Below are 26,718 nucleotides of genomic sequence, written 5' to 3'. Positions count from 1 at the left end.
CCGTGGAACCCCTGTCCGAACGCCGTATCGCCCTGGTCGACCTGCTCGACCGGCTGCTGGCGGGCGGCGTGGTGCTCACCGGTGACCTCACCCTCCGGATCGCCGACGTCGATCTCGTACGCGTCGACCTCAAGGCCCTCATCAGCTCGGTGAACGAGGACGTGCCCTCACCCTGGGGGCCCGGGGAGGCGCTCCCGCGGCCGGCGGCACGGGAGGTGCGCCTGTGACCGCGTCGCACCGCAAGGTGGAGCTCGACCCCGACACCGTCGAACGCGACCTGGCCCGGCTGGTCCTCACCGTGGTGGAACTGCTGCGCCAGCTCATGGAGCGCCAGGCGCTGCGGCGGGTGGAGGGCGGCGACCTCACCGAGGACCAGGAGGAGCGCATCGGGCTCACCCTGATGCTGCTGGAGGACCGCATGGAGCTCCTCCGCACGCGCTTCGGACTCGAACCGGAGGACCTCAACCTCGATCTGGGACCCCTCGGGCCCCTCCTCTGACCCGGTCCGCCCGAGCCCCGCCCCGGACCCGCCCCGGGCGGACGGCGCCGCTTTCGCCGCACGCCCTAGGTGGACCGGGGGAACTTCACGCGCGTCGCCCCCTCATCACCGCGCCCGGACGACCGGATCAGCAGATCATCGCCTGGTGGCCGCAGTCCACGCCGTACGGCCCCGGCGATGAGGGAAAGGTTCCGAGATGTCCGTCGTCAACCGAACGGGACGCCGCACGCTCATCGGCGCGATGTGCGCCGGGCTTCTCCTCACGGGATGCGCCGGCGCCCGCACGGCACCGGAACCCGCCGGCCGGCCCGGCTCGGCGACCGCCGGCACCGCGCACGGCGCGCCCGCACCCGCCCCGCCGGCCCGGATCCCCGGCCTGGGCCCCGCCACCCGCGCCCGCATTCCCGCCACCACGTCCCAGGCGCTCGTGGTCAAGGGCGACGGGCCGCACGCCTACCAGTCGACCGCCGTCCTGTACGAGCGCGACCCGGCGACCGGGTGGAAGACCGTCAGCCAGCCGTGGCCCGCCCACAACGCGCTCCGCGGCTGGACGGCCCACCACCGCGCCGGTGACCTCCGTACGCCCATCGGGGTGTTCACCCTCGGGGACGCCGGAGGACGCCTGCCCGACCCGGGCACCCTGCTGCCCTACGACCGCAGCGACGAGTTCGACATGCCCGGCACCGGCTTCCTGGGCGAACCGCTGGAGGGATCCTTCGACCACGTGGTGGCCATCGACTACAACCGCGTCCCCGGCACGTCGCCGCTCGACAAGGTCCGGCCCCTCGGGCCCGGCAAGGGCGGCGGCGTGTGGATCCACGTCGACCACGGCGGGCCCACGCGCGCGTGCATCGCCCTGCGGCGCGACGACATGCGGCAGCTACTGCGCGCCCTGGACCCGGCGAAGAAGCCGGTGATCGTGATGGGGGACGCGGGGACGCTCGGGCGGTGAGCCCGGCAGGCACGCCCCCCGGGGCGGCCCCGGCCGGGAGCCTCAGCGGCCCTGCTGGGGACGGTAGACCGTCAGGGCCTCGTCCTCCTTGTCGACGTACAGCTCCGGCGGTGCCCCGGTCACCTCGCCGTCGTAGGCCAGCGGCGTCCCGGGCGCCAGGCCCGAGATCCGCACCCGCCGCAACTGCTCGGCCGCGTGCACCGGGGACTTGCTGAGCGGCCCGGCCAGCGCCGCCGCCAGCAGCCGCAGCCCGGGCAGTCGGCCGCCGTGCACCACCCGCACGTCCAGCAGGCCGTCCGCCAGGTCGGAGCGGCGGCCCGGGGTGGGCCCCATGCGCCGGTAGACGCAGTTCCCGGCGAACAGCAGCCACATCGGGCGCCGCCGGCCGTGCACCTCCGCCTCCAGCGGATGCTCCCCGCGCAGCACCTTCCACGCGGCCAGGACCCCCGCGGGCCAGCCGCCGATCCGGGGCGACCAGCGCTCCCGCAGCCGCACCAGCTCCGGGTAGACACCCAGGCTGAAGGTGTTGACGAAGTAGCCGTGCGGGGCGCCGTCCGGGCCGGGGGTGAACCGTCCCAGGTCGACGCGGACCGCGTCCCCCGAGGCCAGCGCGCGGCACGTGTCGTCCACCGACTCGATGCCGAGGTCGTACGCGAAGTGATTGAGGGTGCCGCCGGGGAACACCGCGAGCGGCAGGCCGTGCCGGGCGGCCGTCGCCGCGGCCCGGTTGACCGTGCCGTCCCCGCCCAGGACCCCCAGCGCCCGGCACCGCCCGGACGAGGTGACCTTCTCCAGCGCCGCCGCCATGTCCTCCGGGTCGCACTCCAGCACCTCGGCGCCCGGCAGCGCGTCCCGCACCAGGGCGGTCGTGTCGCCGGAGCCCGAGCCCCGGTTGGCGACGACCACCAGGCCCTCACCGCCGGCCAGCGCGGGCGCGTCGGCGTGCGGCCGCCCCGGGGCCGGCAACTGCGACCGGGTCGGCACGATCCCGCGTACGGCGAAGGCGGCGCCCACGCCGAGCGCGGCGCCCACGAGCACGTCGCTGGGGTAGTGGACGCCCGTGTAGACCCGGGACAGCGCCACCGCGCCGGCCACCGGGACCACGGCCGCGCCCCAGCCCTTCGACTCCAGCAGCACGCCGGCCGCGAAGGCGGCGGCGGACGCGGAGTGACCGGACGGGAACGACGTCGTGAACGGCTGCTTCTTGAGCCGCCGCACCACGGGCACCGCGTCCAGCACCGGGCGGGCCCGGCGCACGGACCGCTTGCCCACCGTGTTGATCGCCGCCGACGCCAGCGCCAGGGACGCCACGCCGCGCACCGCCGCCCGGCGCGACCGGGCGCCGCGCCCGAGGACGGCCATGCCGGCCGCCGCGCCGAACCACAGCAGTCCGTGGTTGGCCGCATGGCTCAGCCGGGGCAGCACCTGGTCGCCCCCCGGCCAGTGCCGGGTCGCGACACGGTGGAAGACCTCCCGGTCCCAGGCGCTGAACCGGGCGGTGACCCGGCCACGTACGGTCTCGGCGGCCGGCGGGGCGGAAGTATCGAACATGCTGCGCGCGTACCCTTTCCGGTCGTCCCCCACGCGTAGACCCCCCGGTCGGCGGTGCGGGGGCGGCTCCCCGGCCGGGCGTACCGCCGACCGTACGCGACAGCGCTCCGGGCCACGGCTCCGGGTCACCCGCTCCGAAGCACCGCTCGGGGGCTCCCGGGACGGCCCGGCTCCGGGGGCACCCGTTCCCGGCCGGGTCACTCGCCTGGCGTCCTTCGCCGGGGCCGGGAAGAGTGGGCGGGTGACGCCGACCCATCCACGGAGGTGACCCACGGTGCCGAACCCCCATGTGCCCAGCACGCTCCTCACCCGGCACGGCGAGGCGCTCGACTTCTTCGGCGAGCGGGTGCACGCCGTCCGCCCCGACCAGTGGGACGCCCCGACCCCCTGCACCGATTGGTCGGTACGGGACCTCGTCAACCATCTGACCGTCGAGCAGTTGTGGGTGGCCCCGCTGGTGCGGGAACGGCGCACCAGCGAGGAGGTCGGCGACGCCTTCGCGGGTGACGTCCTGGGCGACGACCCAATCGCCGTGTGGGACCGGGCGGCGGCGGAGTCGCGCGCCGCGTTCCTGGAGCAGGGCGCCATGGACCGCACGGTCCACCTGTCCTTCGGACCGACGCCGGTCCCCGCCTACTGCTCGCAGATGGTCTCGGACCTGGTGGTCCACGCCTGGGACCTGTCCCGGGCGATCGGCGCGGACGAGCGGCTGCCGCGGGACCTGGTCGACTTCGCCGTACGGGAGGTGACCCCGTACGCCGACAGCCTGTCCGGTACCGGCCTGTTCGCCGCCCCGGTGAAGGCGCCGGCGGACGCCGACGAGCAGACGAAGCTGCTCGCGATGGTCGGCCGCGAGGCCTGAGACGGGCGCCGGCCCCGCACCGTCCGCGCCCACGACACGACGAGGCTCCTCGTCCGCCGCGCGGGACGAGGAGCCGGTCCGGGCGTGCCGCCCCCGAGGGGTCAGCCGCCCGAGACCTTGGCGAACTCCGCCGTGAACGCCTCGCAGAACGCCTTCAGGTCGTCCGGCTTGCGGCTGGTGATCAGGGTGCCGGGCCGCGCGCCGCACACCTTGACCTGCTCGTCCACCCATTCACCGCCGGCGTTGCGGATGTCGGTCCGCAGGCTCGGCCAGGACGTGAGGGTCCGGCCGCGCAGCACATCGGCCTCCACCAGCGTCCACGGTCCGTGACAGATCGCCGCGACCGGCTTGCCCGCCTCGAAGAAGCCCCGCACGAAGGCGACGGCCTTCTCGTCCGTCCGCAGGAAGTCCGGGTTGGCGACGCCACCGGGCAGCACCAGGCCGCCGTAGTCGCCGACGGAGGTGTCGGCGACGGCCCGGTCGACGGGGAAGGTGTCGGCCTTGTCGAGGTGGTTGTACGCCTGGATCTTCCCCGGCTCGGTCGAGACGAGCACGGGGGTGTCACCGGCGTCCTTCACGGCCTGCCACGGGTCGGTGAGCTCCACCTGTTCGACGCCCTCGGGCGCCACGAGAAACGCGATCTGCACAGTTGCTTCCTTTCCGGTCGTGGGTCGCTACGCCAGGTGCGGCGGCCGTTCCAGGGCCACGGCCACGTCCTGCACGCTGCGGTAGGTGCGGTCGCCGGGCAGCGTCGCCACCCGGTCCAGGAGCGGGTCCGGCGCGTGCCGCTCCCGCAGCATCCGCAGCAGGTCGCCCCGGTGCGCCGGGAAGGGTGTCCGGGCCAGGTGCCGGCCCAGTTCCAGGCGCAGTGCTTCGAAGGGCTCGGTGTGGCCCCGGGGCGGGGCCAGTTCCGGGTCGTCCTCGGCAACCGGCTCGGGGTCGTGCCACTCCTCGGTCCTCGTCGGATGCCCGGACCTGAGAAGCCCCTTGAGCTGGTGCTTCATCTCGTCGTCCTGGCGGCGGCTGAGCCGGTCGCTGCCTCGCTGCATGGCGCCCTCCACGGTCCTTCGCGTGCGGTCGCCGGGCGGGTACCCGACCGGGCGGGGGCAAACCCGGGTTTGGGATCCGGGGGAGCGGGGGACCCGCCGATCCGGCCGTGCGGCCGCACGGCCGACGGGTGACGGCCGACGGGTGACGCCCGATGGGTGACGCCCAGGGGGTGACGGCCGGCAGGTGACGGCCGGCGGGCGGCGGGGAAGGGGCGGTCCCGGCACGGACGGCGGGCGGCGGCCCCACACGGAAGGGCCGGGTCATGGGACTGCTGTCGTTGCTGGTTCCCCTGCTGCTGCCGCCCGCGATGCTCGGCGTCGTCCTCGCCCTGGGGCGTTACGAGGACTTCCTGCTGCCGGAGCGCGAGCCGGGCCTGCCGGAGCGCGAGCCGGGCCTGCCGGAACGCGCCGCCCCCGGGACGGTGGTGCCGGGCCCCGGGACCACCGCGCCCGCGGCGGGCCCGGCACCGGCGCCCGGCACTACCGCCGCGGCTTCCCTCCCGGCAGGAACTCCTGCACCTTCGCCTTCAGCCCCTGCTTCACGACCGCGCCACGCTCGGCGTCGCCCTTCACGAGTGCCGCGGCGGTCGACTCGAACTGCTGCCAGGTCGCATGCGGCGGGATCGGCGGTACGGAGGGGTCGGTGACGAACTCGACGACCGCCGGGCGGTCCGCCGCCAGTGCCATCCGCCAGGCGCTCTCCACCTCGTCCGCCTTCTCCACCCGCAGCCCGGTCAGCCCGATCGACTCGGCGAACAGCGCGTAGGGCACGTCGGGGAGCTCCTGGGAGGGCAGGAACGACGGGGCGCCGCCCATGGCGCGCAGCTCCCACGTCACCTGGTTGAGGTCACGGTTGTTCCAGACGCCGATCACCAGGCGCGGATCGTCCCACTGGTGCCGGTACTTGGCCGCGGTGATCAGCTCCGCCAGCCCGTTCATCTGCATGGCCCCGTCCCCGACCAGGGCCACCACCGGGCGGTCCGGGTGCGCGAACTTGGCGCCGATCGCGTACGGCACCCCGCCCCCCATGGTGGCCAGCGTCCCGGACAGCGAGGCGCGCATGTCGCCGCGCAGGGTGATGTGGCGCGCGTACCAGTTGGTGACCGAACCGGAGTCGCAGGTCAGCAGCGCACGGTCGGGGAGCAGCGGCGACAGGGCCCGTGCCGCGTGCTCCGGGTTCACGGCCTCGGAGCCCACCGCCGCGCGCCGCTCCATCACCTCGTCCCAGCGCCGCACCGACTTCTCGATCTTCTCCCGCCAGCCGCGCTTCCCGTTCCGCCGCAGCAGCGGGATCAGCCGGCGCAGGGTGGCGCGCGCGTCGCCGATGAGGTTGACCTCGTACGGGTAGCGCATGCCGGCCATGTGCGGGTCGATGTCGATCTGCACCGCCCGCGCCTGCCCGTACTCCGGCAGGAACTGGCTGTAGGGGAAGCTGGAGCCGATGGTCAGCAGGGTGTCGCAGCCCTGCATCAGCTCCCAGGAGGGGCGGGTCCCCAGCAGTCCGATCGATCCGGTGACGTAGGGGAGTTCGTCGGACAGCGCGTCCTTGCCGAGCAGCGCCTTGGCGACGCCGGCGCCCAGCAGCTCGGCGACCTCCTCGACCTCCGGGCGGGCCGCCGCCGCGCCCTGGCCGATCAGGAGGGCGGGCTTCTCGCCGGAGTTCAGTACGTCGGCGGCCCGCTCCAGGGCGTCGTCGGCGGGCACGGCCGTCCAGGCGCTGCGGTCCAGGCTGGAGGGCACCATCGTGAACTCGTGCGTCGGCGGCGTGTATTCCAGCTCCTGCACGTCGCCCGGCACGATCACCACGGTGGGGCAGCGGCGCGCGTACGCGGTGCGGATCGCCCGGTCGAGGACGTTGGGAAGCTGCTCGGGGACGGTGACCGTGGCGATGAAGTCGGAGGCGACGTCCTTGAACAGCGCGTGCAGGTCCACCTCCTGCTGGTACGAGCCGCCCATCGCGCTGCGGTGCGTCTGGCCCACGATCGCCACCACCGGCACGTGGTCGAGCTTGGCGTCGTACAGGCCGTTGAGGAGGTGGATCGCGCCGGGGCCCGAGGTCGCCACGCACACCCCCAGCCGGTGTCCGAACTTGGCGTAGCCGACCGCCTCGAAGGCCGCCATCTCCTCGTGCCGTGCCTGGATGAAACGCGGCCGGTTCTCGGCGCGGCCCCAGGCGGCGATCAGCCCGTTGATCCCGTCACCCGGATAGCCGAACACGCACTCGACGTCCCACTCGCGCAGCCGGGCGAGTATCCGGTCGGCGACATCCATGCTCATCTGCGGTCCTCCTGGCCTCGTACGGGGCTTCCGATCGGGCCGGGAACCCGTGTCGTACTCGTCGGTAACTACGGGGCGTCCCGGCAGCACGGCCCCGGGTACCGCGGCTCCGAGGAGCGGAAACGCCGGAAGGCGGCCAGCATGGAAGGAGGAGTTTGCCGGGGTCGGCCCCGGGCATGCGCATCTCGTGCTTCGGACCGGAGGCACGTCCCTAGGAGCGGCCATCCGTTCCGGGCGTGTCCCCTGCCCGGAGAAAGGAGCTCTCCTCGGGGTGACAGCCAACCGTCAGCACCGTTCAGGGAGCTGAAAAGCAATGCGTACCCTCGCTCACACCAAGCATCCGCACGACGACGCCCCCGACACCGCCGAGGCGTTCCAGCGCCTGGCCTCACTGCCGGAGGGCGAGGAACGGGAAGCCGTCCGGCAGGACATCGTCCGCGCCTGGCTCCCCATGGCGGACCGGCTCGCGGGCCGGTTCAGGAACCGGGGCGAGTCCCTGGAGGACCTCAAGCAGGTCGCCGCCCTCGGCCTGGTCAAGGCCGTGGACCGGTACGACCCCGAACGCGGCGCGGCCTTCGAGAGCTTCGCCGTCCCCACCATCACCGGCGAGATCAAGCGCCACTTCCGCGACCACATGTGGACCCTCCACGTACCGCGCCGGGTCCAGGACCTGCGTGGCCGCGTCCGCGCCGCCTACCAGGAGCTCTCGCACACGGTCGGAGGCCGCGCTCCCACCGTGTCCGAGATCGCCAAGAAGGCCGGCATGACCGAGGAGGAGGCGATGGCGGGCCTGGAGGCCCTGGACAGCTTCACCGCCCTCTCCCTGGACGCGGAGCTGCCCGGCACCGAGGACGGGTACACGCTCGTCGACGCGCTCGGCGGCCCCGACCCGGCCCTCGACGTCGTCATCGACCGCGAATCGGTCAAGCCGCGCCTGCGGAACCTGCCCGAACGCGAGCAGAGGATCCTCTACATGAGGTTCTTCCGCGACATGACCCAGAGCCGGATCGCCGAGGACCTCGGCATCTCCCAGATGCATGTCTCCCGGCTCATCAGCCGGTGCTGCTCCCAGATGCGGGAGGACATCATGCGGGACGTCGCCGCCTAGGTGTATTGCCCCGGGAGGTTGTGGACGGGACCTAGGGGCGTCTCGCCGATCTTGCCGGCCTGATCGACAAGACACCCCCTGGCGGCCGCGAGGTGGCGGACCCCGTACGCGGCGGTCCCGGCACGCCCCGCACACGGCCGCCGTCCCGGACGGCGGCCGGCCCGCACCGGCCCGTGGAGCGGCGACATGCGAGGAACCTCCGTATAAAGGGCTATGGGGCCGGGCACATGTCCCCGCACCCCAGCGGCAGCGCCGAGCGGGCGGAGGTGAGGACATGCGGCAGCCGGACCCCCGGGGACGCGGTCCCGTCCGCTACGGGCCGCACGCGCCGGAATCCGGCCTGCCCGTCCTGCCCGAACTCACCGCCGTCCTCGCGGCCGCCGCCGACCGCACCGAACCCGAACCCCCGGGCGGCGGCGCCGTGCTGCGCGACGCGGCCTGCGGCTACTGGTGGCGACGCGGACTGCGCTGCCACCCCGAGGACGTCGCCGCCGCACCCGGCGCCCAGCCCCTGCTCTCGGCACTCATGGCCGCCCACGGCGGCGACGTCCTGATGCCCCGGCCCTGCCCCGCCTGGTGGGCCCCCCAGGCCAGGCTCCTGGGCCGGCCCGCCTACCACGTGCCCACCCCCGCCGAGTGCGGAGGCGTCCCCGACCCGTACGCCCTCCTGGAGACCGTACGACGGGTCCGCGCCGAAGGCGGCCACCCGACGGTCCTGCTGCTCTCCGTCGTCGACGACCCCACCGCCACCGTCGCCCCGCCCGAGGTCGTGCTCGAGGCGTGCGAGGCCGCCGTCGAAGAGGGCCTCCACGTCATCAGCGACGAGACCTGGCGCGACACTCTCCACGACCCGCACGGCACCGTGCTCGTCAGCCCCGCCGATATGTGCCCCGACGACGTCACCGTCCTGTGCGACCTCGCCGGCTCGCTCACCCCCGCCGCCTGGCCCGCCGCCATCGCCCGCTTCCCGCCCGCGGGGCCCGGACGCGACCACCGCGCCCGCACCCTGGACCGGCTCACCGCCCTCGGCGCGCACGTCGCCGGCCCCGTCGCCGCGGCCGCCGCCCACGCGCTCGGCGAACCCGCGCCCGTCACCGCGCGCGCGACGGCCGCCGCCGCCCTCCACGGGCGCGTGGCCGCCGCCGCCCACCACACGGTGCTCACCGCCGGCGCGCTCGCCCTGCCCCCGGCCGCCGGCCGGCACCTGTACGCCGACCTCGGCCCCTTCCGCGGCCGGCTCGCCGACCGGGGGGTGACCGACTCCATGGAGCTCGAGGAGTACCTGACCGACCGGCTGGGCGTGCTCGTCCCCGGCGGCCACCGGTTCGGCGACGAGCTCGGCGCGCTCCGGGCGCGCCTGGCGACCTGGCCCCTGCTCGGAGCCACCCCCGAGCAGCGCGCCGAGTCCCTCACGGCGGCGGACCCGCTGGAACTGCCCCACGTGGCGGAAGCGTTGGACACGTTCGGCACCGCGTTGCGCGAACTGCGGTGACCACGGTGAACGGAGCTGACACATGACGACGGAACGGACGGCACCCACCGGCCGGCCCCCCGCGGACGGTGCCCCGTCCGGCCCCGCCGGGCACGGCGACGACCGGCACGAGGGCGATGGGCTCGGGGACGACGGGCACGGGGGCGACGGCGTCCCCCACCACGGCGGACCCCGCCCCCACGGCGGTCCCCATCCCCATGGCGGGCGCCACTCCCACGGCGGACCCCGCATCTGGCCCAGATCCTTCGCCGACCGGCTCACCGCCCCCCTCCCCGGCGTCCGGGCCATGGCCCGGCTCGCCCGCGAAGGCGCCGTACGGCCCACCGCCGAAGGCCTGCGGGACATCCCGCACCTGCCCTTCGAGCCCGGCCCGCTGCCCGCCGCGCCCCCCGGATCCGTCGCCGTCACCTGGGCCGGGCACGCAAGCTGGGTCATCCGCATCGGCGGGCTCACCGTCCTCACCGACCCCGTCTGGTCCCGCCGCATCCTCGGCACGCCCGCCCGCATCACCCCCGTCGGCGTGCGGTGGGAGGACCTGCCGCCCGTCGACGCCGTCGTCATCAGCCACAACCACTACGACCACCTCGACGCCCCCACCATCAGGAAGCTGCCCCCCGACACCCCCGTCCTCGTCCCGGCCGGGCTCGGCCGCTGGTTCCGCCGCCGCCGCTTCACCCGCGTCACCGAACTCGACTGGTGGGAACACGCCGAAGTGCGCGGCGTCCGCTTCGACTTCGTGCCGTCCCACCACTGGTCCAAACGCACCCTCACCGACACCTGCCGCTCCCTCTGGGGCGGCTGGGTACTCACCGACCCGCAGGGACACCGCGTCCACTTCGCCGGCGACACCGGCTACGGCCACTGGTTCGAGGAGATCGGCCGCCGCCACCCCGGCATCGACCTCGCGCTCCTGCCCATCGGCGCCTACGCCCCCCGCTGGTGGCTGCGCGACGTCCACACCGACCCCGAAGAGGCCGTCCAGGCCTTCCAGGACCTCGGCGCGCGGAACATGGCCCCCATGCACTGGGCCACGTTCGTCCTCTCCTCCGAACCCGTGATGGAACCAATCACCCGCGTCCGCGCCGCCTGGGAGAAGGCCGGCCTGCCCCGCGACCGCCTCTGGGACCTCCCGGTCGGCGGCTCACGCGTACTGTAGGGGCTCGGTTCGCCTCCGGGGCGCTCGTGCCGGTGCCGACGGTCGATCGTGCTCGGCCGTTCGTTCCTCACGGCCTCCGCGCGTTCTCCCTTTCGACACCGGCCGCGCCCCTTCGGCTCACGCGTACTGTAGGGGCCCGGTTCGCCTCCGGGGCGCTCGTGCCGGTGCCGACGGTCGATCGTGCTCGGCCGTTCGTTCCTCACGGCCTCCGCGCGTTCTCCCTTTCGGCACCGGCCGCGCCCCTTCGGCTCACTCGCCGCGCGCGGCGCGGGACGGCGAGGGGGAGGAGCGGCGGAGGCGGCGCCAGGCCCACGGGACCGCGCTGAGCAGCACCGTCAGGGCGATCGCCGCGACGACGCCCTGCCACGGGCGGGCGAACAGCGAGCCGCCCAGGATGCCGATCAACTGGTAGGTCAGCGCCCACGCCAGGCACGCCGGGAGGTTGCCGCGCACGAAGCGGCGCAGAGGCATCTCCGCCAGCAGGCACGCCAGCATCACGGGTATCCGGCCCGCGGGGACCAGCCGGGAGAGGACCAGCACCGACACCCGGTGGTCCCGCAGCTTGGCCTGCGCCTGCTCCAGCCGGTCCGGCGCCGCCCGCCCGCGCAGGGACCGGAGCCACCGCGAGCCGTTCCGCGAGTGCACCCCGCGCCGGCCCAGCCAGTACAGCGCCACGTCACCGAGGAACGCCGCGCCCGCCGCCAGCAGGAACACCACCAGCAGCGCCACCGGCGACGTCTGGTGGAACGCCACCACCGCGGCCGAACTGACGATCGCCCCGGTCGGGATCACCGGCACCAGCGCCCCCAGGGCCACCAGGAGGAACAGCGCCGGGTAGCCGACCGCCTGCTGGGTCGGCTCGGGCGGCAGCAGGGCCATCGCCCCGGTCACCCGGACACCTCCGGCCGTACGCTCTCGCCGTGACCCAGCCGGTGCACGGCCACCCCGGGCGCCAGCCGCGCGGCATGGCGTACGAACTCGTCGCCCGGGGCGTGGAACTCGTGCGGCCGCACCCCGTCCATCCCGATCGGCCAGTACGTGCCGTAGTGCACCGGGACGGCCGCGCGCGGCGCCAGAGCCGCCAGCGCCTCGGCCGCCCGTGCCGCGTCCAGGTGCCCGTGCCCCAGGAAGGGGCCCCAGCCGCCGACCGGCAGCAGCGCCACGTCCACCTCGCCGACCGCCGCCGCCATCCCGTCGAACAGACCGGTGTCCCCGGCGAAGTAGGTGCGCGCCGCCCCGCCGATCACGTACCCGAGCGCGGGGGACACGTGCGGGCCCACCGGCAGCCGCCGCCCGTCGTGGCGCGCCGGCACCGCCCGTACCACCAGCCCCTCCACCTTCACCTCGTCCCCGGCCACCACCTCCGTGATCCGCAGGCCCCGCGAGCCGCCCAGCCGCCGCAGCCCCGGCACCGCGCGCGTCGCGCCCCGGGGCACGACCAGGCGCGTTCCCGGAGCGAGCCGGGCCAGCGACGGCAGGTGCAGGTGATCGGCGTGCAGGTGCGAGATCAGCACCGCGTCCGCCCGGGCGGCGGCCGGTGGCGGCAGCGCACCGCGCCGCCGCCGCAGATGGGCCAGCCGGCGCACGAAGAGCGGATCGGTCAGCACCCGCACGCCCGAGTCCCGCACCGTACAAGTGGCATGACCCCACCACGTGACCTCCACCGGCACGCCCGCCCTCCTCGCTCCCGCGTCACTCCCGCACGCTCTTACGAGCGTAAGGGCGCGCCTCCTCGCCCGGACCCGATCGGAGTAGTGTCGGCGGCATGGACGACGTACGCGTGGCGGCGATCGCCAGCCTGACGCCGCTCGAGGAGCTGGACCGCGACCCCTTCCTGGTCGACACCCGCAGCCAGCACGCCATGTGCGAGCGCTGGGCGGCCGGCCGGGGCTACGTCGTCAGCCGGCAGCTCCTGTTCTACGGCATACGGCCGGACCACCGGATGCTGTGGGCCGACGTCGAGGCCGGGGCGGTCGACCTGTTCGTCGTGCCCAACGAACGGGTCCTGCACCGGGCGCTGACCTCCGCGCGGGACTTCACGGCGGAGTGCCGGCGCCGGGGCGTGCGCCTGGAGGAGGCCGGGCTGGACGAACCGGCCTACGACGCGGCGATGAAGGCCCAGGTGCACCGGCGGCTGTCCATGCCGACGGCGGGTTACGACGGCCGCTGAGCGGGAGCGGGAGCGAACGGCGTGGTACCGGCACGGTGGCGTACGGCGGGCGGTGCCCTGCTGCGGGTCGTCGTGGTGTGGGCGGTGTCCACGCTCACGATGCTCGCGCTCGCCGGCCTCCTGCCCGACTTCCGGCTCCAGTCCGACGACGGGGACAGCGCCACCCGTACCGCCGTCACCGCCGCCTGGGCCGCGGGCGCCTTCGGCCTGCTGAGCGCGCTGGTGTGGCCGCTGGCCGTCCGCGCGCTGCTGCTGGTGCCCGCCCTGGTGCTGGGCCTCCTCGCCTTCTTCCTCAACGGCTCCCTGCTGCTGTTCGCCCTCTGGCTCGTCCCCGACGGGCGGGGCGAGTCCGCCCCGGAGAACGCCGTCGTGGTGGCGGCCGTGATGTCCGCCGTCGCGTCCGCGACGTCCACCGCCCTCGCCGTCCGGGACGACGACGCCTACCGGCGCCGCCTGTACCGGCTCGCGGGGCGGCGGCGCTCCCGGCCCCGGGCGGCCGTCCCCGGCGGGCTGCCCGGCACGCTGTTCCTCCAGCTCGACGGCGTGGGACACCGGGTGCTGCGGGACGCGGTCGCCGACGGGGTCATGCCGACCGTCGCCGGCTGGCTGGGCGCCACCCACCGCCTCACGTCCTGGCGCACCGACTGGTCCAGCCAGACCGGGGCCAGCCAGCTCGCCATCCTGCACGGCACCAACCACGACGTCCCCGCCTTCCGCTGGTACGAGAAGGACACCGGCCGGCTCATGGTCAGCAACCGGCCCGCGAGCGCCGTCGAACTCCAGCGCCGCGCCATCGCCCGCACCGGCGACGGCGGGCTGCTCACCCTGGACGGCGCCAGCCGGGGCAACCTCTTCAGCGGCGGCGCCGACCAGCTCGCCCTGGTGCTGTCGGTCTCGGCGCGCCGCGGCCGCCGCAACCGCTCCCGCGCCGGGTACGTGGCGTACTTCCGCGATCCCGCCAACGCCGTCCGCACCGCCCTCTCGTTCGTCGCCGAGGTGTGCCGGGAGATCGGCCAGGCCACCCGGTCCCGGCTGGCGGGGGAGACCCCGCGGGTCGGCCGCGGCGGGCTGTACCCCTTCATCCGCGCCTTCGCGACCGTCGTCGAGCGGGACGTGGTGGTCGCCGCCGTCATCGGCGACCTGCTGGCCGGCCGTACCGCCGTGTACGCCGACCTCGTCGGGTACGACGAGGTGGCCCACCACTCCGGGCCGCACGGCCGTGACGCGCTCCAGGTGCTCCGCCGGCTGGACCGGTCCATCTCCCTGATCGCCCACGTCGCCGCCCACGCCCCGCGGCCCTACCGGATCGTGCTGCTCTCCGACCACGGCCAGAGCCCCGGCGAGACGTTCGCGTCCGCGTACGGGCTGACCCTGCGCGACCTGGTCCGGGCCGGCTGCGGGCTGCCCGTACCGCGCCGGGCCCGGCACACCCCCGGCGGCGCCGAGGCCCGGGGCGCGCTGCGCACCGCGGTGCACCTGCCGGAGGAGGAGCGCCGGGACCGCCCGGCGGCCCGCCCCTCCGACCCGGTCGTGCTGGCCTCCGGCAACCTGGGGCTGGTCTCCTTCCCCGACGTGGCTTACCGGCTCTCCCGCGAGGAGATCGACCGCCGGCACCCCGGCCTGCTGCGCACCCTGGCGGACCACCCGGGCATCGGCTTCGTGCTCGTCCGCAGCGAGGAGCACGGCTCGGTGGTGCTCGGCCCCGGCGGCGCGGAGGTGCCGGTCGACGACCTCACCGACGACGGGCCGCTCGCCCCCTACGGACCCGGCGCCGCCGACGCGGTCCGGCGCACCGACTCCTTCCCGCACGTCGCCGACATCATGATCAACTCCCGGTACGACACCGCCACCGGCACCGTGCACGCCTTCGAGGAGCAGATCGGTTCGCACGGCGGCCTCGGCGGCGAGCAGTCCGAGGCCTTCCTGCTCTCCCCGCGCATCCTGTCCGCGCCGGTCGTGGACGGCGGCCGACTGGTGGGCGCCGAGGAGGTGCACCGGGTGCTGCGGCGCTGGCTGCGCGAGACCCAGGGCCCGCAGGTGCCGCTCGGTCCGGCGGGCGAACCCGTGCAGGAATCCCCGTCCCGCCCCCGACCGGAAGAAGCATTTCCGGTCGCCGACCGCGTCGCACCGGACAAACACGGGTGATTTGGTGCAGCGTTCGCCGTACCTGACCATGTTCAGGTTTGTACGGCGAAAGGCGCACCACCCCCCATGACCAGCACCCCCCTGATCACCGACCCGACCCCCGACGAGCGGTCCAAGCACGCCCGGAGCTTCGGACTGCCCATCGCGACCGCCCTGGTCATGGGCAACATCATCGGGGGCGGGATCTTCCTCCTCCCCGCCTCCGTCGCCCCCTACGGCACCATCAGCCTGGTCGCCTTCGCGGTGCTCACCCTCGGCGCCATCGCCCTGGCGCTGGTCTTCGGCCGCCTCGCGCGGCGCCACCCGATGACCGGCGGGCCCTACGTGTACGCCCGGGAGGCCTTCGGCGACTTCGCCGGCTTCCTGGCCGCCTGGTCGTACTGGATCACCACCTGGGTCTCCAACGCCGCGCTCGCCGTCGCCGCCGTCGGCTACCTCGACGTCCTGGTGCCCGTCCACGAGTCCAAGGCCGCGACCATCGCCGCGGCGCTGGCCCTCCAGTGGCTGCCCGCCCTCGCCAACCTCGCCGGCACCCGCTACGTCGGCGCGGTCCAGCTCGTCGCCACCGTCCTGAAGTTCGTGCCCCTCCTGCTGGTGGCCGTCGGCGGCCTGTTCTTCTTCGACTCCGCCAACCTCGGCCCCTTCCAGGCCAGTGACTCCAGCGCCGTCGGCGCGGTCTCCGCGTCCGCCGCCATCCTGCTCTTCAGCTACCTGGGCGTGGAGTCGGCGGCCGTCAGCGCCGGTGAGGTCCGCGACCCGCAGCGCAACGTCGGCCGCGCCACCATCCTCGGTACGCTCGGCGCCGCCGTCATCTACCTGCTCGGCACCCTCTCCGTCTTCGGCCTGGTCGCCCACGACCGGCTCGTCGACTCCGACGCGCCCTTCTCCGCCGCCGTCAACACCATGTTCGGCGGCTCCTGGGGCGGCACCGCCGTCGCCTGCATGGCGCTCGTTTCCATGGTCGGCGCGCTCAACGGCTGGACCCTGCTCAGCGCCCAGACCCCGTACGCGGCGGCCAAGGACGGCCTGTTCCCCAAGGCGTTCACCCACAAGCGGCGCGGTGTCCCCACGTACGGCGTCCTCGTCACCGTCGTCCTCGCCTCCCTGCTGACCGTCTACAACTACACGGCCGGCCCCGAGGGCGTCTTCGAGGTCCTGGTCCTCGTCACCACCTTCACGGCCACCGTCCCGTACCTGCTGTCGACGGCCGCGCAGATCTACTTCCTGGCCTCCGGCCGGTCCGACCGGGTCGACCGGCCCCGCCTCGTCCGCGACGCCGTCCTCGCCGTGATCGCCTTCGCGTTCTCCATGTGGCTGGTCGCCGGCTCCGGTTACGCGGCGGTCTACCAGGGCGTGCTGTTCCTCTTCGCGGGCGTGCTCGTCTACGCGTGGATGTCCGCCCGCAAGCAGCGCGGCTGACCCCCGCCGGCCCGGGGGCGCCGGGCCTCCCCGCCGGCGGCCCCGCGGGGCGGGACCGGAGGCCCGGAAAACCGGCTGCGACGAGGGCGGCGGGCGATCAGACTGGACGGGTCCGACGTCCGTTCGGGCGCCGAACGGTCCGGGCGCGCCGCCGCGCCGGCCTCCGTACACCCCCGGGAGCTCGCCCTGCAGGCCGCCGTCACCGTCACGCCCGCCCGGATCCCCGAGCTGCTGCTCGGCCTCGCGACCGTCCGCCCCGTCTTCCTGTGGGGGGCGCCCGGCATCGGCAAGTCGTCCCTCGTCCGGGACTTCGCGGAGTCCCTGGGCCTGGAGTGCGTGAGCCTGCTGGGCACCCAGCTCGCTCCCGAGGACCTCATCGGCGTGCCGCAGATCCGTGACGGCAGATCCGTGTTCTGCCCACCGGAGGCCATCGCCCGGGACGAGCCGTACTGCCTGTTCCTCGACGAGCTGAACGCCGCGACGCCCGATGTGCAGAAGGCGTTCTACTCCCTGATCCTCGACCGGCGCATCGGGAACTACGAACTGCCCGCCGGGTCCCTCGTCATCGGCGCCGGCAACCGCGCCACCGACAACGCCCTGGCACGCCCCATCGCCTCCGCGCTCGTCAACCGGCTCACCCACGTCCACCTGCGGGCCTCCGTCACCGACTGGCTGGTGTGGGCGGGGGAGAACGGCATCCACCCGTGGGTCACCGACTACCTCACCGACCGCCCCGACCACCTCTGGTCGCAGCCGCCCAAGACGGAGGAGCCGTTCTCCACGCCCCGCTCCTGGCACATGCTCTCGGACGCGCTGCACTCCTTCGGGCACGCGCTCGACGAGGACACGCTGAAGATCGTCGCGCACGGCACCCTCACCCCCGCGCACGCTGTCTCCTTCTGCGGATACGTCAAGATCGTCCGGCACACGTACGGCATCGAGGCCATCATCAAGGGCGACGCGTCCTGGCCGAACCGCGTCGAGGACCGGGACCTGCTCTACTACCTGGCCGAGGCGTTCCGGGGGCGTCTGATCCGGGAACTGCCCGCGTCCAAGGACCGGATACCGCCCGCGCTCCGGCAGGCCGCGCACCGGGCCAAGTCGCTGCTCGTCCAGCTCGCCGAGATCTCCGTCGAGGTGGCCCAGACCGTCATCCGCGACGACGAGGACGGCCGGCCCGTACTGCCCGCGTGGTTCCTCGTCGAGGCCGCCCGCGACATGCCCCGGCTGGTGGAGGCCCGCCGGTGAGCGGCCACGCGCGGCCGAGCGAGCCCCGCCGGTGAGCCCGGCACCGCGCGCGAGGAGCAAGCGCGACGACCCGGCCGCCGAGGCGTTCCTCGCCGGGCTGGCCCTCGTCAAGCGCCACCCGGCCCTCGCCGCGCTGGACGCGGACGTCTGCCGTTCCCGCGACTGTGAACTGAGCCCCCGCCACGGGCTCGCCGCCGTCGACTCCAACGGTCGCGTCCACGTCCATCCCAGTCGCCGGGCCGAGCCCGCCGACTGGGCGTGGGCCCTCGCCCACTGCCTGCTGCACCTCGGATTCGGGCATGTTCCCGCCCACCAGGACACGCGCCGCCCGCAGCCCGACCCCTACGACCTCGCCGCCCGCTGCGCCGTCGTCAACCGCTTCATGCTCACCCTGCACATCGGCCGCGCCCCCGAGGACCATCCGCAGACCTACCCGGACGGAGACGAGGAGCAGTTGGCCTCGCGCTGGCGCAGGACGGGGATCCCCGCCGGACACGAGCACCGCGGCACGGCGGGTGACGCTCCCGACCAGGTCCTGGTCGCCTGGTCGCGGTGGCACTCCGCCCCCGACTGGCAGCTTGCGTTCGCGCAGGCCCTGACCCGTACCGTCTCCGCCACGATGGACGTCGCCGGCGGCCGGCGTGACACGCTGACCGGCGAGGTCAGGCCGAAGGAGCCGTGGGACCGGGCGCTGAGCTGGTTCGTCTCCTCCTACCCGCTGCTCGGCGGCATCGCCTCCGGGATGACGCTGGTGGCCGACGCCGGGTTCGCCCGCGCCCACGGCGTCTCGATCGCCGCCGTCGATGCCACACTGGGCGAGATCTACCTGAACCCGCTGCGCCGGTACGAGGACGAGGAGTGGCGGTTCGTCCTCGCCCACGAGATGCTCCACGCCGCGCTCCGCCACGGCGACCGGCGCGGTGCCCGCGACCCGTACCTCTTCAACGTCGCGGCCGACTACGTCGTCAACGGCTGGCTGGTGGAGATGGGCGTCGGCGCCATGCCCGAGGGCCTGCTGTACGACCCGGACCTTAAGGGGCTGTCGGCCGAGGAGGTGTACGACCGGATCGCCGCCGACGCCCGCCGGACGCGGCGCCTGGCGACCCTGCGGGGCAAGGGCGTCGGCGACATCCTGGGCGAGCCGCTGGGGCCGCGCCCCCGTGACCACGTCGATCTGGACGAGTTCTACCGGCGGGGCCTGGTGCAGGGCCTCGACCTGCACACGAGCGGGGAGCGCGGTCTGCTGCCGGCCGGGCTGGTCGAGGAGATCCGGGCGCTGGCGCACCCGCCGGTGCCGTGGGACGCCCGGCTGGCCCGCTGGTTCGACGAGTTCGTGCCCCGCCCGCACCCGGTGCGCAGCTTCGCGCGGCCGGCCCGCCGGCAGGCGGCCACGCCCGACATCCCGCGCGCCGGCCGGTACGTCCCGCCCGAGGAGATCGCCCGGTGCACCTTCGGCGTCGTCCTCGACACCTCCGGCTCCATGGACCGGCGGCTGCTCGGCAAAGCGCTCGGCGCCATCGCCTCGTACGCCGAGGCCAGGGACGTGCCGGCGGCCCGGGTGGTGTTCTGCGACGCGGCCGCGTACGACGCCGGGTACCTGGCGCCCACGGACGTAGCCGGGCGCGTCCGGGTCCGGGGCCGCGGCGGAACGGTCCTCCAGCCGGGCCTGGACCTCCTCCAGCGCGCCGGGGACTTCCCGCCCGGGGCGCCGGTGCTGATCATCACCGACGGGCACTGCGACACGCTCCGGGTGCGCCGCGAGCACGCCTACCTCGTCCCGGAGGGCGCGACGCTGCCCTTCACGGCACGGGGACCGGTGTTCCGCGTCCGCTGAACGGGCGGCCCCGGGGCCACGTCCTGGGCCGTGTCGTACCCGTCAGCCGCCCGGCGCGGACAGCCCGCGCGCCGCGGCCGCCAGCGCCTCCAGGACCGGCCGGATCAGCGGGTGCTCCTCGGCGCCCCGCCGCACCGCCGCGAAGACCCGCCGGAACGCCGCCGGGCCCGCGACCGGGCGGACCACCACGTCCTTCAGCTCGATGCCCCGCAGCGCCGAACGCGGCACCAGCGCCACGCCCGCGCCCGCGCCCGCCAGGGCGACCACCGCGCGGAAGTCGTCCGAGGAGTGCACCAGCCGCGGATCGAAACCGGCCAGCTCGCAGGCGAGGACCACCATGTCGTGGCACGGGTTGCCGGGGTACGGCGCGATCCAGTCGGCGTCCACGAGCGAGGCCAGCGCCACCTCCGGCTCCTGGCCCAGCGGATGCCCCGCGTGCAGCACCGCGTCGAACGGCTCCGCGTACAGCGGCACCCGGGCCAGCCGCCGGTCGCCCTCCCGCGGCGCGCCCCGGTACTCCACGGCCAGCGCCACATCGGCCTCGCCGTCCAGGACCAGCGGCAGCGACTCGTCGCCCTCCGCGTCCCGCACCCGCACCCGGATGCCGGGGTGCGTGCCGGCCAGCCGGCCGATCGCGGGCGCCAGCACCTCGGCGATCCCGGTCGCGAACGCGGCGACCGTCACCTCGCCCGCCGCCCCGCCCGCGTACGCCGCGAGCTCCGCCTCCGCCCGCTCAAGCTGCGCCAGCACCTCGTTGGCGTGCTCCAGCAGGATCTCCCCGGCCGCCGTCAGCCGCACGCCCTTGCCGCTGCGCGTCAGCAGCACGTGCCCCGTCTCCTGCTCCAGCGCGGCGAGCTGCTGGGAGACGGCGGACGGGGTCAGGTACAGCGCGGCGGCCGCGGCGGTCACCGTACGGTGGTCCGCCGCGGCCCGCAGGATGCGCAGCCGCCGGGGGTCGATCACCCTGCCATTGTCACCCAGCCGTCAGCCGGCCATCGCCGCCCGCGCGTCGGTGAACGCCGCCACCGCCCGCTCCACGTCCTCGGTCGAGTGCGCCGCCGAGAGCTGCACCCGGATGCGGGCCTGCCCCATCGGCACCACGGGGTACGAGAAGCCGATCACGTACACGCCGCGCTCCAGCAGCAGCTCCGCCATCCGCCCGGCCTCGGCCGCGTCGCCGATCATCACGGGGGCGATGGCGTGGTCACCGGGCAGGATCTCGAAGCCCGCCTCGGTCATGCTCGTGCGGAACAGCTTGGTGTTGGCCGCCAGCTTCTCCCGGAGGTCACCGGCCGACTCCAGCAGGTCGAGGACCTTCAGCGACGCGGCGGCGATCACCGGCGCGAGGGAGTTCGAGAAGAGGTACGGGCGCGAGCGCTGGCGCAGCAGCTCCACGATCTCCGCACGCGCCGCCACGTAGCCGCCGGACGCGCCGCCCAGCGCCTTGCCGAGCGTGCCGGTGATGATGTCCACCCGGTCCATCACGCCGTGCAGCTCCGGGGTGCCCCGGCCGCCCGGGCCGACGAACCCGACCGCGTGCGAGTCGTCGACCATCACCATCGCGTCGTACCGGTCGGCGAGGTCGCAGATCTCGGGCAGCGGAGCCACGTACCCGTCCATCGAGAACACGCCGTCGGTGACGATGAGGCGCCGCCGGGCGTCCTGCGTCTCCTTGAGCTGCTTCTCCAGGTCGGCCATGTCCCGGTTGGCGTACCGGTGGCGGCGCGCCTTGGACAGCCGGATGCCGTCGATGATGGAGGCGTGGTTCAGGGCGTCGGAGATCACCGCGTCCTCGGGCCCGAGCAGCGTCTCGAAGACACCGCCGTTGGCGTCGAAGCAGGACGAGTAGAGGATCGTGTCCTCCTGCCCCAGGAACGCCGACAGCCGTTGCTCCAGCTCCTTGTGCACGTCCTGCGTACCGCAGATGAACCGTACGGACGCCATGCCGTACCCCCAGCGGTCGAGCGCCTCCTTGGCGGCGGCGATCACCTCCGGGTGGTCGGCGAGGCCCAGGTAGTTGTTGGCGCAGAAGTTCAGCACGTCACCGGAGGGGACGGACACGGTGGCGCTCTGCGGGGTGCCGATGACCCGCTCCGGCTTGTAGAGACCCGCGTCGCGGATCTCGTCGAGGGTGGCGCGCAGCTCGTCGCGGACGGACGCGTACATCAGAGAACTCCTTGGGGGTGGGTCAGACGGTCCAGTCGAGGATGATCTTGCCGCTGCGGGCCGTGGCCGCCTCGTCGAAGGCGGCGTCGAAGTCCTGGTAGCCGTAGCTGCCGGTGATCACCGGGCTGAGGTCGAGACCGCCCTCCAGCAGGACGGTCATCGCGTACCACGTCTCGAACATCTCCCGGCCGTAGATGCCCTTGACGGTGATCATCGAGGTGACGATCTTCGACCAGTCGACGGCGAACTCCTCGGCGGGCAGGCCCAGCATCGCGATCCGGCCGCCGTGCGTCATGTTGGCGACCATGTCCCGCATCGCCTCGGGCCGCCCGGACATCTCCAGACCGATGTCGAAGCCCTCCCGCAGCCCGAGCTGCCGCTGCGCCTCACCGATGGAGCTCTCCGCCACGTTCACGGCGAGCGTCGCGCCCACCTTGCGGGCCAGCTCCAGCCGCGACTCGCTCACGTCGGTGATCACCACGTTGCGGGCACCCGCGTGCCGGGCGACCGCCGCCGCCATGATCCCGATCGGGCCGGCGCCCGTGATCAGCACGTCCTCGCCGACGAGCGGGAAGGACAGCGCGGTGTGCACGGCGTTGCCGAACGGGTCGAAGATCGCCGCCACGTCCAGGTCCACCTTCGTGCGGTGCACCCACACGTTGGACGCCGGCAGCGCCACGTACTCGGCGAACGCCCCGTCCCTCCCGACGCCCAGACCGATCGTCGACCGGCACAGATGACGGCGGCCCGCCAGGCAGTTGCGGCACTTGCCGCACACCAGATGGCCCTCACCGCTGACCAGGTCGCCGACCGCGATGTCCCGCACGTCCGAGCCCACGTGCGCCACCTCGCCGACGAACTCGTGTCCCAGCACCAGGGGCGTCGAGACCGTCTGCCGCGCCCAGCCGTCCCACGAGCGGATGTGCAGGTCCGTCCCGCAGATGCCGGTGCGCAGCACCCGGATCAGCACGTCGCCGGGGCCCGTCTCGGGCTCCGGGACGTCCATGAGCCAGAGACCGGGCTCGGCCTTGTGCTTGACGAGTGCCTTCATGGTGCGGCTCCAGGCGGGGGGAGGGGGTCTGCGGACGCGGAGATCGCGAACGGGACCAATCTGCCGACCCGGACCCGCCGCGTCCATCGAGGTTTTCTTAAGCGGGTCAACAGCGCAGCTTCACGCGCCGCGCCCGTTACGTTCGAGGCATGACGACGGAGGTCTGGTACACGTCCTACGGCTCCAACACGCACGTCGACCGGCTGGCCCACTACATCCTCGGCGGTACGCCCCCGGGCGGGGCCCGCTCCTACCCCGGCTGCCGCGACCGCCGGCTGCCCACCGCCTCCGTCCCCGTGGAACTGGACGGCGTCCTGTACTTCGCCACCGAGTCCCCGGTGTGGACCGGCGGCCGGGCGTTCTACGACCCGGCCGCGGAGGGCCGCGTCCTGGCACGGGCGCACCGGATCACCGCCGGGCAGTTCTCCGACATCGCCGCCCAGGAGATGTACCGCGAGCCCGGCCCGGACACCGACCTCGACCTGACCGGGGTCCTCCGCGACGGCCGGGCGGTCCTGGGCGGCGGCCGCTACGAGACCCTGGTCCGTCCCGGCACGCTCGACGGGCTGCCCATGCTCACCTTCACCGCCCCCTGGGGCCTGCACGACGTCGAGTGGAACAGCCCCTCCGCCGACTACCTCCGCCACCTCGCCGCCGGCCTCCTCGCGGCGGGCGCCTGGGACACCGGCACCGTCACCGGCTACCTGGCCTCCTGTCCGGGTGCCGCGGGCCACTGGACCGAGCGGCGCGTGCGTGACCTCGTCGCCCCTTGACGGGAACCGGGGCCACCACCGCAGCCGGGGCACCGCCTCCATGACCCCGTGGCCGGGGAACCGCTTCCATGACCCCGCGTCCACGACCCCGATTTCCGGGGTTCCATGACGTCCGCGGTAATCGACCCCCGCCGTCGCGGACGCCATCGTGGTGGTCACCGGAACCCGGGCGGTCTCGCACTCCGGCCGGGCTCCGGGCCCATCACCGAGGACCTTCACGGAGGCTGATCCGCCATGTCCCAGGCCCTGCTCACCGGCATCTCGCGCACCACCCGGCCGCAGACAGCGCTGCGTCGCTTTCTCGCCCTGGACGCCGTCGTCACCGGCGCCAACGGCCTGGCGTACGCCCTCGCGCCCGGGGCGCTCGGGCGGCTCCTGGGAGTGGACGCGACGCTGTTGCGCGGCCTCGGACTGTTCCTCACCGTGTTCGCCGCGGCGGTCGGCCACCTGGCCTCCCGGCCGCAGCCGTCCGCCACCGCCGTCCGGCTGGTGGTCGACGCCAACGCCCTCTGGGCGGTGCTCAGCGTCGCCGCGCTCGCCGCCTGGCTGTCGCCCAGCACCGCCGGGACCCTGTGGATCCCCGCGCAGGCCGCGACCGTCGCCGGGTTCGCCGCCCTCCAGTGGACCGCCCTCCGGGCGGTGGGCCGCCGGGGCGGGGCCGTGTGACGCAAGCCCGGCACGACCGGCGCGACACCGCGGGCCAGGCGAGACGTTGCGGACACGACCTAGAGCGAGCGGAGGTACGCCACCGTCGCCGGGTCGGCCGGGAGGAAGGTCTCGATGGCCAGCTCGGCGACCGTCACGTCCATCGGTGTGTTGAACGTCGAGATCGACGAGACGAAGGACAGCACCCGTCCGTCGTGCTCGATCCGCAGCGGCAGCGCGAAGTACGGGTACGGCTGCGGGTCCTCCCGGTCCTCCCGGTCCTCCGGGCCGGTGTCCGCCGGCGCGGGCAGCGGGTAGGCCGTGACCTCCGCGTACAGCCGCCGCAGCGGCTCCGACCGCGACAGCGCGATCTGCCGCTCCATCTGCGCCAGCAGATGGCCGCGCCACTCCCGCAGGTTGCGGATCCTCGGGGCCAGGCCCTCCGGGTGCAGGGTGATCCGCATGGCGTTCATCGGCGGCGTCAGCAGGTGCCCGGGCAGCCCGTCCAGCAGCAGGGAGATCCCCCGGTTGGCGGCCACCACCGTGTACGAGCCGTCCACCACCAGCGCCGGGTACGGGTCGTAGCCCGCCAGCAACTGCTCGATGCCCGCCCGCAGGGTGCCGAGCGACGGATCGTCCAGGGACGTCTCGGAGTAGCGCGGGGCGTACCCCGCCGCCAGCAGCAGCACGTTGCGCTCCCGTACGGGCACCTCCAGGTGCTCGGCGAGGCGCAGGACCATCTCCTCGCTCGGGCGCGACCGCCCCGTCTCGACGAACGAGATGTGACGGGCCGACGAGTCTGCGCGCAGCGCCAGTTCCAGTTGGCTCAGCCGCCGTCGCTCACGCCAGCCGCGCAGCAGCGGCCCTACTCCCGTACCGGTGGCGACAGTTGTCATACCGCAGACGGTAACCCACGTGTTGACCGCGCGGTCGTCCCGCCGGACCGTATCGTCACGGTCACCCGTACCGACACGCACCGACCGGAGGGAGCACGGATTCATGCCCACTGAGCCGCTGTCGCAGAAGGAGATCGAGGACCGGCTGCGGGAACTGCCCGGCTGGTCCCAGGAGGGCGACCGGATCGCCCGTACCTACCGTCTCGGCACGCACTTCGCCGCGACGGCCCTGGTGGTCCACGTCGCCCGCATCCAGGAGGAACTGAACCACCACTCCGACCTCACCCTCGGCTACAACACCGTGAACCTCACGGTGAACACCCATGACGCGGGCGGCGCCATCACCGAGAAGGACTTCACGCTGGCGTCCCGCGTCGAGTCGATCGCGGCGGGCCACGGCGCGGAGTGAGGGCGCCGGGCCCGGGGTCCGGCCGTTTTGCCGGAACGGCAACAAAGCTCGCCACGGGCCCGACCCCGCCGCCACGCTTGCGGCATGAGCGAACACCACCACGGCCACCACGCCCACACCTCCTCCGCCACCGCCCCTGCGCATGACCACACGCACATGGACTGGTCCGAGATGCTGCCGCTGCTGGAGAACGGCGCGGAACTCCAGAGCCCGCTGTACCGGCGGGCCGCCGCCTGGCTCGGCGAACTGGTACCGGCGGCCGGCGTGCGCCGGGTCCTCGACGTGGGCAGCGGGCCGGGCGTGCTGACCTGCCTGCTCGCCGAGGCGTTCCCGTACGCGGAGGTCGTCGCCGTCGACGCCACGCCCGAGCTCCTGGAACGCACCCGGGAGCGGGCCCGTGCCGCGTCCCTGGGCGACCGGGTCACCACACTGCGGGCCGAACTCCCGGACGGGATCGCCGGGCTGGGTGACGCGGACCTGATCTGGGCGGCCGACTCCCTGCACCACCTGGGCGACCAGCGGGGGGCCGTCGCCGGGCTGGCGGGCCTGCTGCGGCCGGGCGGCCTGCTGGCGGTCGTCGAGGGCGGGCTGCCCACCCGGCGCCTGCCGCAGGACTGCGGCATCGGCAGCCCCGGCCTGGAGGCCCGGATGGACGTCGCGCACGCCGGGTGGTTCGGCGAGATGCGGGCGGAGCTGCCCGGCGCCAAGGAGGACGGCGACGACTGGCGGGGCATGCTGGCCGGCGCCGGGCTGCTGCCGAGCGGCACCCGCTCGTTCCTCCACGATGTACCGGCCCCCGTCACCGATGCCGTACGCCGGCAGATCGTGGCCGGGTTCGCCCGGCACCGCCAGTCGCTGGGCGACCGCCTCTCCGCCGAGGACCGGGCGACGCTGGACCGGCTGCTGGACCCGGCCGAACCGCTGGGGCTGCACCGGCGGGCGGATCTGTTCACCCTGACCGCCCGCACCGTGCACACCGCCCGCCGCGGCTGAGCCGGCACGGCCGCCGGGGCGCC

The 26,718-nt window shown here is 74.4% G+C and carries 26 protein-coding genes; 16 read left to right on the top strand and 10 right to left on the bottom strand.

Annotated elements, in window-relative coordinates; all coding sequences use genetic code 11:
* Nucleotides 1-2: 2 nt before the first annotated feature.
* The 3 genes from ACF068_RS11630 (at nucleotide 3) to ACF068_RS11620 (ending at nucleotide 1,451) form a co-directional block, all read left to right on the top strand.
* On the top strand, nucleotides 3-227 hold the full coding sequence (locus tag ACF068_RS11630) for a gas vesicle protein (protein WP_392274369.1): 225 nt from the start codon (nucleotides 3-5) through the stop codon (nucleotides 225-227).
* Nucleotides 224-499, top strand: a complete 276-nt coding sequence (locus tag ACF068_RS11625; RefSeq protein WP_392274012.1) for a gas vesicle protein K — start codon at nucleotides 224-226, stop codon at nucleotides 497-499. Before ACF068_RS11630 ends, ACF068_RS11625 begins: the two co-directional genes overlap by 4 nt.
* A gap of 196 nt (nucleotides 500-695) precedes the next feature.
* Nucleotides 696-1,451: a L,D-transpeptidase family protein gene (locus tag ACF068_RS11620; RefSeq protein WP_392274011.1), complete on the top strand. Its 756-nt coding sequence runs from the start codon at nucleotides 696-698 to the stop codon at nucleotides 1,449-1,451.
* 42 nt (nucleotides 1,452-1,493) lie between these two features.
* On the opposite strand, the gene ACF068_RS11615 is transcribed toward ACF068_RS11620, so the two are convergent.
* On the bottom strand, nucleotides 1,494-3,002 hold the full coding sequence (locus ACF068_RS11615; protein ID WP_392274010.1) for a bifunctional phosphatase PAP2/diacylglycerol kinase family protein: 1,509 nt from the start codon (nucleotides 3,000-3,002) through the stop codon (nucleotides 1,494-1,496).
* Between the two features lie 274 nt (nucleotides 3,003-3,276).
* On the opposite strand from ACF068_RS11615, the gene ACF068_RS11610 reads away from it, so the two are divergent.
* Complete coding sequence (locus ACF068_RS11610) at nucleotides 3,277-3,864, top strand: TIGR03086 family metal-binding protein (protein WP_392274009.1); 588 nt, start codon at nucleotides 3,277-3,279, stop codon at nucleotides 3,862-3,864.
* A 101-nt stretch (nucleotides 3,865-3,965) separates the two neighbouring features.
* On the opposite strand, the gene ACF068_RS11605 is transcribed toward ACF068_RS11610, so the two are convergent.
* The 3 genes from ACF068_RS11605 to ACF068_RS11595 all read right to left on the bottom strand — a co-directional run bounded on the left by ACF068_RS11605 (nucleotide 3,966) and on the right by ACF068_RS11595 (nucleotide 7,190).
* Nucleotides 3,966-4,511 (bottom strand): type 1 glutamine amidotransferase domain-containing protein, encoded by a 546-nt coding sequence (locus ACF068_RS11605; RefSeq protein WP_392274008.1) that lies wholly within the window; start codon nucleotides 4,509-4,511, stop codon nucleotides 3,966-3,968.
* Nucleotides 4,512-4,538: 27 nt separating this feature from the next.
* Nucleotides 4,539-4,913, bottom strand: a complete 375-nt coding sequence (locus tag ACF068_RS11600) for a DUF2795 domain-containing protein (RefSeq protein ID WP_392274007.1) — start codon at nucleotides 4,911-4,913, stop codon at nucleotides 4,539-4,541.
* A 480-nt stretch (nucleotides 4,914-5,393) separates the two neighbouring features.
* Nucleotides 5,394-7,190: a thiamine pyrophosphate-requiring protein gene (locus ACF068_RS11595; RefSeq protein WP_392274006.1), complete on the bottom strand. Its 1,797-nt coding sequence runs from the start codon at nucleotides 7,188-7,190 to the stop codon at nucleotides 5,394-5,396.
* A 313-nt stretch (nucleotides 7,191-7,503) separates the two neighbouring features.
* Between ACF068_RS11595 and ACF068_RS11590 the strand changes: the two genes are divergently transcribed.
* The 3 genes from ACF068_RS11590 (at nucleotide 7,504) to ACF068_RS11580 (ending at nucleotide 10,946) form a co-directional block, all read left to right on the top strand.
* A complete protein-coding gene (locus tag ACF068_RS11590) occupies nucleotides 7,504-8,298 on the top strand; it encodes an RNA polymerase sigma factor SigF (RefSeq protein ID WP_392274005.1) in 795 nt (264 codons plus the stop codon).
* A gap of 274 nt (nucleotides 8,299-8,572) precedes the next feature.
* The gene (locus ACF068_RS11585; protein WP_392274004.1) at nucleotides 8,573-9,790 is read left to right on the top strand and encodes an aminotransferase class I/II-fold pyridoxal phosphate-dependent enzyme; all 1,218 of its coding nucleotides are present in this window, start codon (nucleotides 8,573-8,575) and stop codon (nucleotides 9,788-9,790) included.
* 22 nt (nucleotides 9,791-9,812) lie between these two features.
* Nucleotides 9,813-10,946 carry an MBL fold metallo-hydrolase gene (locus tag ACF068_RS11580; RefSeq protein WP_392274003.1) on the top strand — a complete coding sequence of 378 codons (1,134 nt, stop codon included), beginning with the start codon at nucleotides 9,813-9,815 and terminating at the stop codon, nucleotides 10,944-10,946.
* A 249-nt stretch (nucleotides 10,947-11,195) separates the two neighbouring features.
* Here the strand turns inward: ACF068_RS11580 and ACF068_RS11575 are convergent, their stop codons facing one another.
* Together ACF068_RS11575 and ACF068_RS11570 are read right to left on the bottom strand one after the other, a co-directional pair.
* The gene (locus tag ACF068_RS11575) at nucleotides 11,196-11,825 is read right to left on the bottom strand and encodes a DedA family protein (protein WP_392274368.1); all 630 of its coding nucleotides are present in this window, start codon (nucleotides 11,823-11,825) and stop codon (nucleotides 11,196-11,198) included.
* An 8-nt stretch (nucleotides 11,826-11,833) separates the two neighbouring features.
* Nucleotides 11,834-12,616 carry an MBL fold metallo-hydrolase gene (locus tag ACF068_RS11570; protein ID WP_392274002.1) on the bottom strand — a complete coding sequence of 261 codons (783 nt, stop codon included), beginning with the start codon at nucleotides 12,614-12,616 and terminating at the stop codon, nucleotides 11,834-11,836.
* A 95-nt stretch (nucleotides 12,617-12,711) separates the two neighbouring features.
* Between ACF068_RS11570 and ACF068_RS11565 the strand changes: the two genes are divergently transcribed.
* The 5 genes from ACF068_RS11565 to ACF068_RS11545 all read left to right on the top strand — a co-directional run bounded on the left by ACF068_RS11565 (nucleotide 12,712) and on the right by ACF068_RS11545 (nucleotide 19,762).
* The gene (locus tag ACF068_RS11565) at nucleotides 12,712-13,116 is read left to right on the top strand and encodes a hypothetical protein (protein ID WP_392274001.1); all 405 of its coding nucleotides are present in this window, start codon (nucleotides 12,712-12,714) and stop codon (nucleotides 13,114-13,116) included.
* Between the two features lie 21 nt (nucleotides 13,117-13,137).
* Entirely contained in the window at nucleotides 13,138-15,261 is a 2,124-nt protein-coding gene (locus tag ACF068_RS11560) for a phage holin family protein (protein WP_392274000.1), read from the top strand.
* 66 nt (nucleotides 15,262-15,327) lie between these two features.
* On the top strand, nucleotides 15,328-16,680 hold the full coding sequence (locus tag ACF068_RS11555) for an amino acid permease (protein WP_392273999.1): 1,353 nt from the start codon (nucleotides 15,328-15,330) through the stop codon (nucleotides 16,678-16,680).
* Nucleotides 16,681-16,866: 186 nt separating this feature from the next.
* Nucleotides 16,867-17,928 (top strand): ATP-binding protein, encoded by a 1,062-nt coding sequence (locus ACF068_RS11550; RefSeq protein WP_392274367.1) that lies wholly within the window; start codon nucleotides 16,867-16,869, stop codon nucleotides 17,926-17,928.
* Nucleotides 17,929-17,959: 31 nt separating this feature from the next.
* Nucleotides 17,960-19,762, top strand: coding sequence for a hypothetical protein (locus ACF068_RS11545; RefSeq protein WP_392273998.1), 1,803 nt, complete (start codon nucleotides 17,960-17,962; stop codon nucleotides 19,760-19,762).
* 42 nt (nucleotides 19,763-19,804) lie between these two features.
* On the opposite strand, the gene ACF068_RS11540 is transcribed toward ACF068_RS11545, so the two are convergent.
* From ACF068_RS11540 to tdh, 3 genes are read right to left on the bottom strand one after another with little or no spacing between them, the layout of a single operon-like run.
* On the bottom strand, nucleotides 19,805-20,725 hold the full coding sequence (locus ACF068_RS11540; RefSeq protein ID WP_392273997.1) for a LysR family transcriptional regulator: 921 nt from the start codon (nucleotides 20,723-20,725) through the stop codon (nucleotides 19,805-19,807).
* 21 nt (nucleotides 20,726-20,746) lie between these two features.
* Nucleotides 20,747-21,928, bottom strand: a complete 1,182-nt coding sequence (locus tag ACF068_RS11535; protein ID WP_392273996.1) for a glycine C-acetyltransferase — start codon at nucleotides 21,926-21,928, stop codon at nucleotides 20,747-20,749.
* Between the two features lie 22 nt (nucleotides 21,929-21,950).
* A complete protein-coding gene (tdh, locus tag ACF068_RS11530) occupies nucleotides 21,951-22,979 on the bottom strand; it encodes an L-threonine 3-dehydrogenase (protein WP_392273995.1) in 1,029 nt (342 codons plus the stop codon).
* 149 nt (nucleotides 22,980-23,128) lie between these two features.
* Here tdh and ACF068_RS11525 point away from each other — a divergent pair, with 149 nt between their 5' ends.
* Nucleotides 23,129-23,752: a histone deacetylase gene (locus ACF068_RS11525; RefSeq protein ID WP_392273994.1), complete on the top strand. Its 624-nt coding sequence runs from the start codon at nucleotides 23,129-23,131 to the stop codon at nucleotides 23,750-23,752.
* 234 nt (nucleotides 23,753-23,986) lie between these two features.
* Nucleotides 23,987-24,418 carry a hypothetical protein gene (locus ACF068_RS11520; RefSeq protein WP_392273993.1) on the top strand — a complete coding sequence of 144 codons (432 nt, stop codon included), beginning with the start codon at nucleotides 23,987-23,989 and terminating at the stop codon, nucleotides 24,416-24,418.
* 59 nt (nucleotides 24,419-24,477) lie between these two features.
* Here the strand turns inward: ACF068_RS11520 and ACF068_RS11515 are convergent, their stop codons facing one another.
* Nucleotides 24,478-25,293 (bottom strand): helix-turn-helix domain-containing protein, encoded by an 816-nt coding sequence (locus tag ACF068_RS11515; RefSeq protein WP_392273992.1) that lies wholly within the window; start codon nucleotides 25,291-25,293, stop codon nucleotides 24,478-24,480.
* Between the two features lie 103 nt (nucleotides 25,294-25,396).
* Here ACF068_RS11515 and ACF068_RS11510 point away from each other — a divergent pair, with 103 nt between their 5' ends.
* A complete protein-coding gene (locus ACF068_RS11510) occupies nucleotides 25,397-25,702 on the top strand; it encodes a 4a-hydroxytetrahydrobiopterin dehydratase (protein WP_392273991.1) in 306 nt (101 codons plus the stop codon).
* An 84-nt stretch (nucleotides 25,703-25,786) separates the two neighbouring features.
* Entirely contained in the window at nucleotides 25,787-26,695 is a 909-nt protein-coding gene (locus ACF068_RS11505) for a class I SAM-dependent methyltransferase (RefSeq protein WP_392273990.1), read from the top strand.
* Nucleotides 26,696-26,718: the final 23 nt, after the last annotated feature.

This window comes from Streptomyces sp. NPDC016309 (genome assembly GCF_043077235.1).
GTDB lineage: Bacteria > Actinomycetota > Actinomycetes > Streptomycetales > Streptomycetaceae > Streptomyces.
The sequence above is the reverse complement of the archived record's forward strand: the minus strand, read 5'-3'. Positions and strand labels throughout refer to the sequence as shown.